The 14714-nt window shown below is 71.9% G+C and carries 14 protein-coding genes and 1 pseudogene; 8 read left to right on the top strand and 7 right to left on the bottom strand.

All coding sequences use genetic code 11. The features are described 5' to 3' along the window. Window positions 1-170 precede the first annotated feature (170 nt). Window positions 171-713, bottom strand: a complete 543-nt coding sequence (locus NOSIN_RS03300; RefSeq protein WP_170293618.1) for a DapH/DapD/GlmU-related protein — start codon at window positions 711-713, stop codon at window positions 171-173. Between the two features lie 81 nt (window positions 714-794). On the opposite strand from NOSIN_RS03300, the pseudogene NOSIN_RS28245 reads away from it, so the two are divergent. The 3 genes and pseudogenes from NOSIN_RS28245 to NOSIN_RS03290 all read left to right on the top strand — a co-directional run. Then, a pseudogene (locus tag NOSIN_RS28245) lies at window positions 795-1008 on the top strand (hypothetical protein); the annotation flags it as partial. 104 nt (window positions 1009-1112) lie between these two features. Next, window positions 1113-1604, top strand: coding sequence for a GNAT family N-acetyltransferase (locus tag NOSIN_RS03295; RefSeq protein WP_171986645.1), 492 nt, complete (start codon window positions 1113-1115; stop codon window positions 1602-1604). 255 nt (window positions 1605-1859) lie between these two features. Further along, window positions 1860-2456: a hypothetical protein gene (locus NOSIN_RS03290; RefSeq protein WP_150285709.1), complete on the top strand. Its 597-nt coding sequence runs from the start codon at window positions 1860-1862 to the stop codon at window positions 2454-2456. Window positions 2457-2591: 135 nt separating this feature from the next. On the opposite strand, the gene NOSIN_RS03285 is transcribed toward NOSIN_RS03290, so the two are convergent. Beyond that, the gene (locus NOSIN_RS03285) at window positions 2592-3806 is read right to left on the bottom strand and encodes an ROK family transcriptional regulator (RefSeq protein WP_077689310.1); all 1215 of its coding nucleotides are present in this window, start codon (window positions 3804-3806) and stop codon (window positions 2592-2594) included. 256 nt (window positions 3807-4062) lie between these two features. Here NOSIN_RS03285 and NOSIN_RS03280 point away from each other — a divergent pair, with 256 nt between their 5' ends. From NOSIN_RS03280 to NOSIN_RS03260, 5 genes are all read left to right on the top strand, one after another. Further along, window positions 4063-5337 (top strand): extracellular solute-binding protein, encoded by a 1275-nt coding sequence (locus tag NOSIN_RS03280; RefSeq protein WP_077689309.1) that lies wholly within the window; start codon window positions 4063-4065, stop codon window positions 5335-5337. A 91-nt stretch (window positions 5338-5428) separates the two neighbouring features. Further along, window positions 5429-6421, top strand: a complete 993-nt coding sequence (locus NOSIN_RS03275; protein WP_077689308.1) for a carbohydrate ABC transporter permease — start codon at window positions 5429-5431, stop codon at window positions 6419-6421. Beyond that, entirely contained in the window at window positions 6418-7386 is a 969-nt protein-coding gene (locus NOSIN_RS03270; RefSeq protein WP_077689307.1) for a carbohydrate ABC transporter permease, read from the top strand. The genes NOSIN_RS03275 and NOSIN_RS03270 overlap by 4 nt, the downstream gene beginning before the upstream one ends. A 142-nt stretch (window positions 7387-7528) precedes the next feature. Further along, complete coding sequence (locus tag NOSIN_RS03265) at window positions 7529-9001, top strand: glycoside hydrolase family 3 protein (RefSeq protein ID WP_077689306.1); 1473 nt, start codon at window positions 7529-7531, stop codon at window positions 8999-9001. 260 nt (window positions 9002-9261) lie between these two features. Further along, window positions 9262-9726 (top strand): RrF2 family transcriptional regulator, encoded by a 465-nt coding sequence (locus NOSIN_RS03260; RefSeq protein ID WP_077689305.1) that lies wholly within the window; start codon window positions 9262-9264, stop codon window positions 9724-9726. 110 nt (window positions 9727-9836) lie between these two features. On the opposite strand, the gene NOSIN_RS03255 is transcribed toward NOSIN_RS03260, so the two are convergent. The 5 genes from NOSIN_RS03255 to NOSIN_RS03235 form a co-directional block, all read right to left on the bottom strand. Then, window positions 9837-10193 carry a helix-turn-helix domain-containing protein gene (locus tag NOSIN_RS03255; protein WP_077689304.1) on the bottom strand — a complete coding sequence of 119 codons (357 nt, stop codon included), beginning with the start codon at window positions 10191-10193 and terminating at the stop codon, window positions 9837-9839. A 160-nt stretch (window positions 10194-10353) separates the two neighbouring features. Continuing rightward, window positions 10354-10911: a CinA family protein gene (locus NOSIN_RS03250; RefSeq protein ID WP_077689303.1), complete on the bottom strand. Its 558-nt coding sequence runs from the start codon at window positions 10909-10911 to the stop codon at window positions 10354-10356. After that, window positions 10908-11513 (bottom strand): CDP-diacylglycerol--glycerol-3-phosphate 3-phosphatidyltransferase, encoded by a 606-nt coding sequence (pgsA, locus tag NOSIN_RS03245; protein WP_077689302.1) that lies wholly within the window; start codon window positions 11511-11513, stop codon window positions 10908-10910. Before pgsA ends, NOSIN_RS03250 begins: the two co-directional genes overlap by 4 nt. Beyond that, window positions 11510-12946 carry a 30S ribosomal protein S12 methylthiotransferase RimO gene (gene rimO / locus NOSIN_RS03240; RefSeq protein WP_077689301.1) on the bottom strand — a complete coding sequence of 479 codons (1437 nt, stop codon included), beginning with the start codon at window positions 12944-12946 and terminating at the stop codon, window positions 11510-11512. Before rimO ends, pgsA begins: the two co-directional genes overlap by 4 nt. Before the next feature lie 171 nt (window positions 12947-13117). Further along, the gene (locus tag NOSIN_RS03235) at window positions 13118-14515 is read right to left on the bottom strand and encodes a helix-turn-helix domain-containing protein (RefSeq protein WP_077689300.1); all 1398 of its coding nucleotides are present in this window, start codon (window positions 14513-14515) and stop codon (window positions 13118-13120) included. Between the last annotated feature and the right edge of the window lie 199 nt (window positions 14516-14714).

The following is a 14714-nucleotide window of genomic DNA, read 5'->3' as shown; positions in this document are numbered from 1 at the left end:
GGCGGCATCCACCACACACGCCCTAGACGGTCGATGCCAAGGGGCCGGTGAGCGAGCGGAGGGCCTCTTGCCCCCTGGACCGGAGCCAGTCGCCTCGGGGAGGGATCCAGGCCTCCGACGGGGTTCATGACCGCCCGCGGCCGGGACTCGGCGTGGCTCCGAAGAGGCCGTCACCACTTTCGGTGCACGGTTGCCTTGCCACCGGTCACCAAGCTTGCCGGCGGGACGTCGTCGGCCACGACCGCGCCGGCGGCGACCACGGCGTCACGGCCGATGCTGACGCCGGGCAGGATCGTGGCACCGGCACCGATCCACGCATTCTCCGCCACGTCGATGGGCGCGCCGGTGAGGTACAGCCGCCGCTCCTCGGGATCGACCGGGTGGCCGCTGGTGATGAACGTGACCTTCGGTCCGATCATCACGCGCTCGCCGAGACGGATGCCGGCATAGTCCAGGAACGTGCAGTTCTGGTTGATGAAGACGCGTTCGGCGAGGTCGAGGTTCAGGCCGTGGTCCGTGAAGAAGGGTGGATAGATCGTGGCTTTCGGCGGCAGTGGCCTGCCGAGGATCTGTTCGAACAGTTCCGCCTTGCCCGCCTCGTCTTCGAAAGGCAGGACGTTCAGGCGGGAGGTGAGCTCGGTGGCCCGCAGGACCCTCTCGGCCATGGCCTGGAACTCGGCGCTGTGGATGCGCATGAGACGGTCGCTGGACATACCAGGATCCTTTCCGTGTACCAGTGGCCGGACAGGACTCACCGGATGACCAGAGCCGGGGGGGTGGCGCCGGAGGCGCGAATGGGGGGCGTCCACGATCGTCTTGCGACGAGCCACCCGGACACCCTCGCGACGGCACTCTACGTGAGGACCGACGACCCGCTGGAGGCGTCCCCGCATCCGGCGCCGTGGCCCGGCCGTGGGGACCGCCCCGCGGCTCACCGACGCCGGACTCGCCACACCGGCGATGACGCGGGCCGTGCTCGGCTTCGCCTCTGAGGTCGGGTGGTGCCGCAGTTGGCCGCGAAAACGGCTGGACGAGACGGCCGTAACCGATCAGGATGACGCCCGTCCGGAAGAGTGCGGGGAGGCGCGGTGGAGTACGCGTGGATCCGGCCGATGCGGCCGGAGGACACGTCCCGGCTGGTGGAGGTGTCGCTGGCGGCGGACACGGTGTTCGCCGGGGCCGGTGTGGTCCTGCCTCCCGACGATCCCCGGGAGATGCTCGCGCACGCGGAGCGGGTCCTGGTGGCCGGCGACCCGGTGACGGGCGCCCCCGTGGTCGGCCTGGCCGCGACCGTGGCCGTGGACGGCCGACCGCACCTGGAGCAGCTCGCCGTGCACCCCGGCCACGGCAGGCGCGGGATCGGCGGCGCCCTGCTGGAGGCGGTGTGCGCCGAGGCGGCGGCCGCCGGTCACGCCCGTCTCACCCTCACCACCTTCCGCGACCTGCCGTGGAACGGCCCCTGGTACGCGAGGCGGGGCTTCACCGTGCTGCCCCGGGATGAGTGGGGCCCCGGCCTGGAGCAGGTGTGGGAGGCCGAGGGACGGGCGGGGATCCGGGTGCTGCCGCGCGTGGTGATGGTGCGGGAGCCGTCCCCGCCGGCCTGAGGACCCCCGGCCACGCGCCCCGGCCGGTACCGGCCCACCGAGGTCCTCCACACCCGCCCTAGGATCGGGACGCCGTGTCCCCCCGCACCGGAGGCCCCCTTGCAGAACCCAGAGCGCGCTTCGAGCCGTCACCGGCCTCCGGAGGGGACCGGCGGTCCGGCCGCCGGACCCGTGACGCCGCGGCCGGAGCACCCGACCCGGCCCTTCGCTTCCCGGGTTCGGGGCCCGCTGCTGATCGGGCTCGGCCTGGTGTGTGTGCTGGTGGTGGCGGTCGCCCTGGTGGTGGCGACCGACCGGCTGACCGTCCCCGACGCCGAGGTGGCCGCCGAGACCACGGAGGCGGCCGTGCCTTCTCCCAGCGGCTACTCCACCTTCAGCGACGAGTACGTCGTCCTCCGTCATCCCCGGGGATGGGACCCCTTGGACGCCACGGAGGGTGCACGCCGGTTCCAACCCGGCACCCTCTCCGAATTCCGGTTCACCTCGCCCTCCGGCGAACACCAGGTATGCCTCAGCGTCTTCGAGTTGGAGGAGGACGAGGAGCGCACCGCGCGCGAGCACCAGGAGGGCTGGGAGTCCGACCTCATGGAGTACTCGAGCATCTCGGAGTGGCAACGGCTCAGCCTGGAGGAGGTCCCGTCCGCGCCGCCGGGATGGGACACCTCTCACATGGAGGTGACCTACCACAACAGCGGCTGGGACCAACCCGACCGGTGGATGCTGTGGAGGTACACCGTCATCGCGAAGGAGAGCAGGGGGTACTACCTCCAGTTCAACGTTCCCGCGTCGGAGCAGGAGGAGTACGCGCCGGTCGTGGAAGAGGTCTTCGGCTCCTTCGAACCGGTGCTCTGAGGAATCCGCCGCGCCCCGGCCGGGGAGGAGGGGCCGGGGCACAGGACGCGGACGAGGGCACGCGGCCTCCAACGGGAGGACGTGTCCGCCGGCCAGTGCCTTGGGAGGGCTCCCACGGCCCCGGAGGGCGCCGGTTCACACGGTGGAGGAGAACACGTCCTCCCGGGCGCGTTCGAGGGCGTGCAGGAGCGCGCCGCGCACGACCGGACTGCCCTCCACCCCGCCCAGGGCGACCTCGGTGGCGTTGGGGGCTATCCGGGCGGTGGCCGCCTGGACCCGCTCGGCGAGCTTGGCGCCGCCCGCGCGGGCGACGTCGCCGCCGAGCACCACCAGCCCGGGGTCGAGGATGACCGTCACCGCGGCCACACCCCGGGCCAGGCGCTCGGCGAAGGCGTCCAGGAAGGCGTCCCCCTGCGGGGTCCCCGCGGTGGCGGCCGCCGCGACGACCTCGGTGACGTCGGTGCCCTCGATGCCGTACCCGGCGGCGAGCTCGACCACCTGTCCGGCCTTGACCAGGGCCTGGAAGCCGTGCGGCAGTTCGCGGTTGGCACCGTCGCGCAGGGACTCGTACCCGCCGGACAGCCCCACGTCGGTGGGCATGGGAGCGCCGGGCACGGGCAGGTAGCCGATCTCGCCCGCGCCGCCGGAGCGCCCCCGGTGGATGCGGCCGTCGATCATGGTGGACATGCCGACGCCGCCGTTGGCGCTGAGCCAGATGAGCACGAACTCGGCCACGCCCGCGGCGGCGCCCTCGGAGTGCTCGGCCAGGGCGGCCAGGTTGACGTCGTTCTCGATCACGACCGAGCGCTTGAGGTCGGCGCGCAGGGCCTCCAGGACACCCTCGTGCCAGGACATCAGGTCGAAGGAGAAGCGGATGTCGCCGGTGCGGGGGTCGACGACGCCCGGGGTGCCGATGACGCAGGCGCGGACCCTGCCCAGCGGGACCCCGGCGGTGTCGGCCAGGCGCATCACCGCGGTGTGCACGAGCGCGACGGGGTCGTCCGAGGCCCGGGGGTCGACGGTGACGTCGCTGATGATCCTCCCGGTGATGTCGGCGATCGTCGCGGTCACCCGCTGCGCGCTGACGTCCAGGGCGGCGACGTAGGCGCTCTCGGGCACCACCGCGTACAGGGCGGCGTTGGGCCCCCGTCCGCCCGCCTGGCTGCCCACCACGCGCACCAGGTCCCGCTCCTCCAGCCGCGCCAGCAACTGGGAGGCCGTCACCTTGGACAGACCGGTCCGCGTTCCCAGCTGAGTCCTTGTCAAGGGTCCCGCGGATAGCAATAGTTCCAGCGCCGCGCGATCATTGAGCTGGCGTAGAAGCCGGGGCGTCCCTGGACGTTGAGACATAACCGTGACACCTCACCCTGTTTTTATTAGGAAAGTTTCCTGTTAATTTAGCTCACAACCTCACAGGAGGTCACGTCCTGGCAGGCCCGCTTTTCGGGCCCTTCCGGTACCCGCGCCGGCGGGGCGGCCAACGTGCGATCCCAGCACAACCCCCACGAAGACGTCGAGTCGCGGGGATGGTCCCTCGATCATCCCAGGTCGATTCGAGCACAGGCGTCGAACCCCAGCGCGCCGTGCGAAGGGAGAAGAGGTACACATGAGGTTCCCCAAGATCGCAGCGGCCACGTCCGTGGTCCTGCTCGCCGCGGCATGCGGCGGCAACTCCGAATCCGGCGGCGGTGAGGCCGACAGCCTGACCGTCTGGGTCATGGGCACCTCCCAGGAGCCCCTCGTCGAGTACTTCGAGGACACCGAGGCACGCTTCCAGGAGAGCCACCCGGGTGTCTCCGTCGAGGTCGAGTTCATCCCGTGGCCCGACGCCCAGGAGTCCATCACCAACGCCCTCGCCGGCGGTGACGCACCCGACGTCCTGGAGGTCGGCAACGACCAGGTGTCGAGCTGGGCCGCACAGGGCGCCCTGATGGACATCACCGAGCAGGTCGAGGGCTGGGACGCCGCCGCGGGCATCGACCCGAAGGCCCTGGAGTACGGCACCTACGAGGGCGTCCAGTACGGCGTTCCGTGGTTCTCCGGCGTGCGCACCCTGTACTACCGCGCGGACTGGCTGAAGGAGCTCGGCCACGAGCCGCCGGAGACCTGGGACGAGCTGGTCGAGGTCGCCGAGGACATCAAGGCCGAGTACGAGGTCCCCGGCTTCGCCGCGCCGACCGACTTCACCAACGGCATCGCCAGCTTCATCTGGAGCAACGGCGGCGAGATCGCCGTGCAGAACGGCGACACGTGGGAGGGCAGGCTCACCGACCCCGCCACCGTCGAGGCCATCGAGTTCTACGCGGGCCTGACCACCGACGGCATCTCCCCCCAGGACTACGTCGGACAGAACGAGCTCATCGCCCTGGCCGACATGGCCAACAGCGAGCTGGGCATGTACATCGACGGCGGCTGGGCCCTCACCTCCATGGAGGAGCAGGCCGGCGACCCGTCCGTCATCGAGGACATCGCCGCCGCGCCGATCCCCGGCGCCGAGGGCATCGCCCCGGCCTTCGCGGGCGGCTCCGCCCTGACGGTGTTCACCACCACCGAGCACCCGGACCTGGCCTTCGACCTGCTGACCGTCCTCGGTGACGAGGAGGGCGGCAAGGGCTACGCCGACGTCGCGGGCTTCTTCCCGGCCTACCCGCACCTGCTGGAGAGCGAGGAGTACCAGGAGGACCCCGACCGCGCCGCCGCCGCGACGCAGATGCAGAACACCCGGTTCTTCCCGACCACCCCGCGCTGGACCGCGGCCGACCAGGACAACAAGATCCTGCCGAGCGCCGTCCTGGAGATCGTGCAGGGCGGTGACTCCGAGAAGGTCCTGGAGGCGGCCAACGAGGAGCTCACCTCGATCCTCAACGAGCCGGTCGAGTAGCCGGACCCGCCTCACCGTGCAGAGCTGTGGGCGGGCGGGGCCCGCACCAGGACCCCGCCCGCCGCGTCCGGCCCACTCGATTGCGAAGACCATGGCACAAACCGTCGAACCAGCGACCCCGCGCGGGGCCGAGGAGCCCGTCAAGGCCCCCGTGGCCGAACCCGCGCCGCGCCGCCGCACGTTTCCCACCCCGTACCTGCTCATAGCTCCGGCCCTGATCCTGCTCGCGATCGTGCTGCTGTGGCCGATCGTGCAGATGGTGTGGTACTCGCTCACCAGCTTCACCACCCGCAACCTCCTGCCGAACCAGCCCGGTCCGGCGTGGAACGGCTTCGCCCACTACCGGACGCTGCTGACCGACCCCGAGTTCTGGGCGATCCTGCGCAACACGGTCGTCGTCTGCGTGCTGATGGTCGGCAGCACGATGGTGCTGGGCACCCTCGTGGGACTGCTGCTGCACAGGCTCCCCAAGTGGTTCTCGGCGTTCGTGGCCCTCGGCATGATGCTCGCGTGGGCCACCCCCGCGCTGAGCGCCTCCCTGGTCTTCCGCTGGCTGTTCCTGCCCGAGCGGGGGCTGGTCAACGTCGTGCTGGACCGGCTGCCGGACTGGCTCGTGGGCGGCGGGTGGCTGAACTACAACTGGTTCCTCGAACCGCTCTCGCTGTTCTTCATCCTGATCACGGTGATCGTCTGGCAGTCCTTCCCCTTCGTCGCCGTCTCCGTCCTCGCCGGGCTCAAGAGCATCCCGCACGAGCTGTACGAGGCCGCGAGGATGGACGGCGCCGGCGCCTGGAAGGCCTTCTGGAACGTCACGTTCCCGATGCTGCGTCCGCTGTTCGCCCTGCTGCTGGTCCTGCAGATCATCTGGGACCTGCGGGTGTTCACCCAGCTGTACATCCTGGCCAACAGCTTCCAGAACAAGGACGTCTACCTGCTCTCGTACTACATCTACCAGCAGGGCTTCAGCGCCAGTCCGGCCAACTACGGCATGGGCTCGGCGATCGCGGTGGTCATGACCGTGATGATCCTCGCCGTCACCGCGTACTACCTGCGCATCATGATCCGCCAGGGGGAGACCCGATGACCGCGACCGACAACACCACCCGCCCCGCCCCGGACCGGCCCGCCACCGGAGGCGCCGGGGCCGGCGCGACGGGCCGCTCCGGGCGCGTCCGCCGCCGCAGCCCGGCGCGCCGCCTGCGCTCGGTCCCGCTGTACCTGGCCGGTGTCGCGGTGTTCCTGTTCTCCGTCTTCCCGGTGTACTGGATGGTCATCACGGCCTTCAAACCGGTGGGCGAGATCTTCACCCGCGACCAGACCGTCCTTCCGAAGGCGCCGACGACGGAGCACTTCGACAGGGTGCTCAACGGCCAGCTGATCCCCGGCGTGAACTTCTGGCAGTTCCTCGGCAACAGCCTGTTCGTCACCGTCTCCGCCGTGGCCATGGGGGCGTTCCTGTCGCTGCTGGCCGCCGTGGCCGTGGCGCGGTTCCGCTTCCGGCTGCGCACCACCTTCATCATCCTGCTGATGGTGATCCAGATGGTGCCGATGGAGGCGATGATCATCTCGATCTTCATCAACTTCCGCCACCTGTCCGACATCAGCGGCGTGGAACTGCTCGGCAACCTGTCCGGCCTGCTCGTCGTGTACACGGCCGTGTCCCTGCCGATCACCATCATGATGCTGCGGGGCTTCGTCGCCGCGGTGCCCAAGGAGCTGGAGGAGGCCGCGGCCATCGACGGCGCCGGCCCCTGGACCGTCTTCTGGCGCATCCTGATGCCGCTGGTCGCGCCGGGCCTGGTCGCGGCGAGCATCTTCGCCTTCATCACCGCCTGGAACGAGTTCATCGTCGCCCTGACGTTCCTGGGCCGCAGCACGGACCACTACACGCTGCCGCTGACCCTGTCCTACTACTTCGGGCGCTTCGGCACCGAGTGGGGACCGATCATGGCGGCCTCCACGCTGCTGACCATCCCCGTGATGCTCTTCTTCCTGTTCGTCCAGCGGCGCATGGTCTCCGGCCTGACCATGGGCGCGGTCAAGGGCTGACCGCCTCCCTCCGGGACGGATCCCGCGCGACGGGCGCCGCGGGACCCGCCCCGGACACGCACGCCCCCGATCACGTACCCGCCCCCACGCCACACGTCTGCCCCGCCCCGGGCACCCCTTCGCTCACCGAACGGAGTCCGTCATGCCGTACGACCCGACCCTGGCGCGTCTGGCCAACGCCACGCTGCTGGTGCCCTTCGAGTCCTACCAAGCCCCGCGCTGGGTCCTGGATGGTCTGGCGGACGGCATCGCCGGTGTCTGCCTGTTCCACAACAACCTCGACGGCCCGGAGCAGGTGGCCGCGCTGAACGCCTCCCTGGCCGAGGCCACCGACACGCCCCTGATCTCCCTGGACGAGGAGGGCGGCGACGTCACCCGTATCGGCCAGGCGCGGGGCAGCGACTACCCGGGCAACGCCGCGCTGGGCGCGGTGGACGACCCGGGCCTGACCCGGGCCACCCTCCGCTCCCTGGGCGGACGCCTGGCCGAGCTGGGCTTCAACCTGGACCTGGCCCCGTCGGTGGACGTCAACGTCGCCGACGACAACCCGGTGATCGGCACCCGCTCCTTCGGCGCCGACGCCGCGCTCGTGGCCCGCCACGCGGCCGCGGCCGTGCTGGGCCTGCAGGAGGCGGGCGTGGCCGCGTGCGCCAAGCACTTCCCCGGCCACGGCGCGACCTCCCAGGACTCCCATCACGTACTGCCGCGCGTGGAGGCCGACGCCGACCTGCTGCGGCGCCGTGAGCTGCTGCCGTTCCGCGCGGCGGTGGAGGCGGGGGTCCGGTCGATCCTGACCGCGCACATCGAGATGCCCGGGCTGGGCGGTGACGGGCCGGCCACGCTCACCCCGCACATCCTCAACGACCTCCTCCGCGGTGAGCTGGGCTTCACCGGGACCGTGGTCAGCGACGCCATGGAGATGCAGGGCGTCAGCGGCCGGATCGGCATCCCCGAGGCCAGCGTGCGCGCGGTGGCCTCCGGGGTGGACCTGCTGTGCCTGGGCAGGTTCGTCTACGCCGACCAGGTCGAACTGGTCCGCGACGCCCTGGTGGACGCGGTCCACGAGGGCCGTCTGCCCGCGGAGCGCCTGGAGGAGGCGGCCGCGCGCAACGCCGAACTGCGCACCTGGATCCGGGAGTCGGCCTCCCGGCGCGCGGCCGTCCCCGAGGCGGACGGCGTGGGCCTGGCCGGTGCCCGCCGCGCGCTGCTCGTGAGCGGTGACCTCCCGCCGCTGAACGACCCGTACGTGGTGGAGGTGGACGCCCCCTCCGGCATGGCGGTGGGCGAGGTCCCGTGGGGTCTGGGCCCCTGGTTCCCCGACGTCGAGCGGGTCTCCCCCGAGGAGGCGCACGCCGAGCGGCTGGCGGCCGGCGCCCGGGGCCGCGACCTGGTCGTGGTGGTGCGGGACGCGCACCGCTACCCCGGCACCCAGGCGCTCGTGAGCCGCCTGCTCAGCCTCCGGCCCGAGGCCGTGGTGGTGGAGATGGGCCTGCCCGTCTGGCGCCCCGGGTCCGGGACCCACGTGAGCACCTACGGTGCCGCGCACGTGAACGGACTGAGCGCGGCCGAACTGCTGGGGGGCGCGGTGGGCGTCCCCTCCCCCGGCGGGAGCTGACCCCCTCCCGCCCGGCGGGAGCCGAGGGCCCGGTCCTGGACGGGGGCCGGGCCCTCGGGCTTCCACGTCCTCGGCAAACGAAGGGGACAGAAAGAATAAAGGGGGACATACCATCACACGCAGCCCCGGGGTGGGAACGTCACCGATGTCCCCGAAACCCGGTAGGAGAAGTACCCTTACCCTGAAGCACTCCGAGCCGTCGGCACACCTGTCGGCGCTCGGTGCCCCATTCGCCCTTCTAACCACGGCATAATCACAGCATGCGCCTTTCAGCCCGGGTCGACTACGCGCTACGCGCGGCGGCGGAGCTCGCCGTCGCCGAGGAGGGGCCGGTGACGGCCGAGCAGCTCGCACGCGCGCAGGACATCCCCGGAAAATTCCTCGAGAACATCCTCACCCAGCTACGCCGTGCCGGCCTGGTGCGCAGCCAGCGCGGGCCCGTCGGCGGGTACTGGCTGGCCCGACCCGCGGCGGAGATCTCCCTGGCCGACATCATCCGCGCGGTCGACGGACCCCTCGCCAACGTGCGCGGGGAGCGCCCCGAACACGTCGACTACGACGGCGCGGCCCGCAGCCTGCAACAGGTGTGGATCGCCCTGCGCGCGAGCGAGCGCGTCATCCTGGAGGGCGTCAACCTCCAGCACCTGGTGACCAACGAGCTGCCCGCGACGGTGCGCACCCTGGCCGAGGACCCCGAGGCCTGGGTCAACCACACCCACCGCTAGGGCGTGTCCGGTGCGGCCGGCGAGGCCCCGACGCGCGAAAGGAGCCGACCCCCGGGTCGGCTCCTTCACGTGGTCACGATGGCGATGGACGGACAGTTCCGAGGAGGGGGTCAGACCCCCACCATGTCGGCGACATGGGGAACGCGATCCGGTACCGGGTCGATGCCGAGGTCCTGGGCGGAGACGGGGTCGGTCGTGACCGAGTCGCCCAGCAGCGCGGCCTCCTGCAGCTCGGCGAGGGCAAGCTGGTCGGAGACCTCCCTCAGTACCTGGGAGAGCGGGACGCCGAGCGCCCCGCAGATCGAGGAGAGCAGTTCGGAAGATGCTTCCTTCTGCCCGCGCTCGACCTCCGACAGGTAGCCGAGGGACACACGTGCATCGGCCGACACCTCGCGGAGGGTGCGGCCCTGGCGCTGCCGGAGCCGCCTGAGCACGTCACCAAGTAGGTGACGAAGCAGGACCATCATTCGCGCTCCCTCCCACCGGTAGCGACCTTCATATACAACACCGTACCTGCCCCACGCCCGATTCGGGCACCTCTTGCCGTCCTGTTCGCTGGAGGGGGAACCACGTCCGGGGGTGGTTTTGTTCCCCCGGGACGAGGGGAGGAGGGCCTGACCGAAGGGTTCAGGTCCGGGTGCTTTCCTCCGTGCTCCCGCGAACGACCGAGTCCAGGAGCGACAGCGCCCCCTCGACCGTTCGGTATCGGATACCCGCACGGTCCCCGGTGAAACGGAACTGACGGACACGGGTCTGATCACCCGGCATGGCGACGGCCACGTGGACGGTGCCGACGGGCTGTCCGTCCTGGGCCTCGGGGCCGGCCACGCCGGTCACCGCGACGCCGTAGTCGGCTCCCAGCAGTCGGCGGACGCCCAGCGCCATGTGCTCGGCCACCCCGGGGTGGACGGCGCCGTGCTCGGCCAGGAGGTCTTCCGGGACACCCAGCACACCGGCCTTGACGTCGGTGGCGTAGGCGACCACCCCGCCCCGGTAGGAGCCGGAGGCGCCGGGAACGGCGGTCAGGTGGGCGCCGACCAGGCCGCCGGTCAGCGACTCGGCGGTGGCACAGGTGGCGCCGCGGTCCAGCAGGGCCCGGTGGGCGGCCCCGGCCGCGGTGAGCGCCCCGGACCGCGGTTCCGGGTCCTCCGGGCCCAGGTCGGCCCGGTGCTCCTCCCGCCTCACTCCGTGTGCCCTCCTCGGGCGCGGACCGCGCGGACGGCGTCGCGCACGTAGGTCAGGCCGGTCCACAGCGTGATCGCGAGCGCCGCGCCCATCGCCACGTGGGCGAACCAGGTGAGGACGCCGCTGAGGGGGAGCACCTGCAGGGGGAACAGGTAGACGCTGATCGCGACGATCTGCAGGACCGTCTTGAGCTTGCCGCCCTGGCTGGCGGGCATGACCACGTAGCGCAGGACCGCGAAGCGCAGCGCCGTGACGCCCCACTCGCGGACCAGGATGGCGATGGTGACCCACCACCACAGGTCGCCCTGGAGGGAGAGCACCACCAGCGCGGCGCCGGTGAGCGCCTTGTCGGCGATGGGGTCGGCGATCTTGCCGAAGTCGGTGACCAGGTTGTGCCGGCGGGCGAGCTCGCCGTCGACGCGGTCGGTGATGGCGGCCAGCACGAAGACCGCGAAGGCGGCGAACCGCCACCAGGAACCGTCCAGGAACATGAGCCACACGAAGAGCGGCACCATGACCAGGCGGCTCATCGTGAGGATGTTCGCGATGTTCCACAGCGGAACGCGGGGGGCGGGCGTGGCCGCGGGCTCGTGGTCGCTCATCTGCGCACGGCTTCCGGCTGGGCGTCGTCCTGCTCCGCGACGAGGTCGGCTCCGGCCGACTGGATGACGGTGGCGCGCACCAGGTCGCCGACGGCGAGGTCCCCGCCGTACAGGATCGTGCTGCCGTCCACATCGGGTGCCTGGTGCTCGGCGCGGCCCTCGTAGGCCCCGTCCTCCAGCACCGACTCCACCAGGACCCTCACCTGCGAGCCGATCCGTTCCTCGGCGCGCTGGGCCATCAGCTCCTCGGCGAGCCGGCTGAGCCGGTCCACGCGCTCGGCGACGGTCTCGTCGGGCAGCTTGCCCTCGTGGGTCGCGGCCTCGGTACCGTCCTCGTCGGAGTAGCCGAACACGCCGACGGCGTCCAGTCGGGCCTCGGTGAGGAAGGAGACCAGGTCCTCGAACTCGGCCTCGGTCTCGCCGGGGAAGCCGACGATGAAGTTGGAGCGGGCGCCGGCCTCGGGTGCGCGTTCGCGGACCGCGCCCAGCAGCTCCAGGAAGCGCTCGCGGTCACCGAAGCGCCGCATCCGGCGCAGGAGGGCGCCGCTGGCGTGCTGGAAGGACAGGTCGAAGTAGGGGACCACGCCGGGGGTGCCGGTGAGGACGTCCACCAGCCCGGGTCGGACCTCGGCGGGCTGGAGGTAGCTGACGCGGACCCGCTCCAGGCCCTCGACGGCGGCCAGGCGGGGCAGGAGCGTCTCCAGGGCGCGCACGTCGCCCAGGTCCTTGCCGTAGGAGGTGGAGTTCTCGCTGACCAGGAACACCTCGCGGACGCCCTCGCCCGCCAGCCACTCGGCCTCGCGGACGATCTCGTCGGGGTCGCGGGAGATGTAGGAGCCGCGGAAGGCGGGGATCGCGCAGAAGGTGCAGCGGCGGTCGCAGCCGGAGGCGATCTTGAGGTTGGCCACCGGTCCGCCGGTCAGGCGGCGGCGCGGGACCGCGGCACGGTAGGGCAGCTCGGTGCCCTCGGCCCCCGCGGAGTCGGAGAAGTGGCCGGGCACGTGCACCTGGGAGGCGTCGCGCTCGGCCGGGCTGATCGGCAGCAGGGTGCGCCGGTCGCGGGGGTCGTGGGGGGCGAGGGGGCGCCCGGCCACGACGTCGTCGAGGCGGTCGGTGATGGCGGCGTAGTCGTCGAAGCCGATGACCTGCGCCTCGGGCAGGGCCTCGGCGAGCTCGGAACCGTACCGCTCGGCCATGCACCCGGCGGCGACGACCTTCCCACCGTTCTCCGCGGCTCCAAGGAGGGTCTCGATGGAGTCCTGTTTCGCCGCGTCGATGAACCCGCAGGTGTTGACGAGGGTGACGTCGGCCTTGGTGTCGCCGTCGACGAGGTCCCAGCCTCCGGCTGACAGGCGCCCGGCCAGCTCTTCGGAGTCGACCTCGTTACGCGCACACCCCAGGGTGACAAGTGAGACAGTACGGCGCGATGACATGGCTTCCAAGCGTATGGGAGAGCTTCGAGTGGTGCGGGGGCCGGCCGGCAGCGGTTGGACCGCGTCCGGGGCGCGGCGTCGCATGGCGCCGCCCGCAGCCCCCCACACTACCCTGACCGGCTCACCCTCCCGTACTCCGGCCCGGCTTCCCGCCGCCGGCCGGCGGCCCCGTCACTGGACCAGGCCGTCCGCGCCGACGGTGACCTCCTTGACCTCCCCGGGCAGCCCGGCGGGTTCGAGCTCCTCGCCGTCGACGGTGATGCTGACCGCCCCGGCGTCGCCGAGCCACAGGTTGAGGTTCTCCTCGGTCACGTAGTCCTGCTTCTCGCCCTCCAGGAGGAAGCCCACGTACAGGCTCTCGCCGTCGGCTCCCGTGACCTCGATCCAGCTGCGCGCGGAGGCGCTGAGTTCGACGGTGAACTCGGCGGGCTCCGGCGGAGCCGCCTCGGTGCCCTCCCCGGCGGCGCCGGGGTCCACCGCGGAGCCGACGGTGCTCTCGCCGGTGGAGGAGTCGAAGGCGGCCCTCAGCGGGTTGCCCGCGTCCCAGTCCTGCCACGTGCGGACGCCGATGAGGACGGACAGGGCGACGATGGCGCAGACGACGGCCCAGGGCCAGTGGCGCCGGACCGCCTCGAGCCGCCGGCGGCCGGTGCCGAGGGGGCGCGGCGCGGGTCTGCCGCCGCGCGCCCTGCCGCCTCCGGCGTGCCTGCCGCCCCGGAACACGCCCTTCGCCGACCTGTCGTACACGGGGATTCCGTTCATCGGCCCGCCGTGTGCGTGTCCCCCGCCGTGCGTGTGCCCCCCGTCGTACACGGGTCCCCCGTCGTACGCGCGGTGTCCGTCGTCGTACACGGGTCCCCCGTCGGGGGCGCGGTGCCCGCCGTACGCGTGGTACTCGTCGTAGCCGCGGTGGCCGTCGGAGACGGGGTGCCCGTCGCCGTACGCGCGGTGCTCCCCGAGGGGAACGTGGTGCCCTGCCTCGTAGGCGCGGTGCCCGTCGGAGACGGGATGCCCTTCGCCGTACGCGCGGTGCTCCTCCCCGGCACCGCGGGGTTCGGGAACCCGCGTGGACCGGACGTCCCGGAGGTCCTCCTCCCCCTCCGGAGAACGGCCCAGGATCTGCCGGCGTTCGAAGTGGCCCCAGCGCTGGGCGCCGACCCCGGAGTCGTCGTCGCCGAAGCGGTGCGTCGGTGACGAGGACCGTGCGTCCTCCTCCCTGGCCTCCCGCGCGTCCTCCCGCGTGGCCGCCGCGGCGCGCGCCGCGGCGGCCGCGCGGATCCCCTCGGGTGTGGCCGCCGGGTGGCGCTGCAGAGGAACGAAGGCGGGTATGGCGCCCTTGGCGTGCTCTCGGTCGTACTCGTCCAGGAGTGGTGCCGGGTCCAGGCCGAGCGCGCGGCAGATGCCGCGGATGTGTCCGCGTGCGTAGAAGTCCCCGCCGCAGGGGACGAAGTCCTCCCGCTCGATGCCCATGAGGACGGGTTCCCGGATACGTGTACGGGCGCTGAGGTCCGCGACCGTGTACCCCGCCGCGACTCGGGCGGCGGACAGGGTCTGGCCGATCGTCGCCATGCGCACTCCCCCCGCTACTGTGCGTTTATGCCGGAACCCACTCTGCCTGCTCAAGGGGTGTTCTCGCAGGTCACCACGCCCCATGAAGCCCCCAAGATCACACCAAATCGGGCAGGCCCGTTCCTAAGGGATGCGAGTGGAGGTTCGGGAATCCGCGCCACGGGTCACGAGACTCCGGCGCGTCCCGCGCCCGCCCCGT

The sequence above is a fragment of the Nocardiopsis sinuspersici genome (assembly GCF_001998325.1).
GTDB classification, from domain to species: Bacteria; Actinomycetota; Actinomycetes; order Streptosporangiales; family Streptosporangiaceae; genus Nocardiopsis; species Nocardiopsis sinuspersici.
Note: the sequence above shows the minus strand (reverse complement) of the source record. Positions and strands in the feature narration are given on the sequence as shown.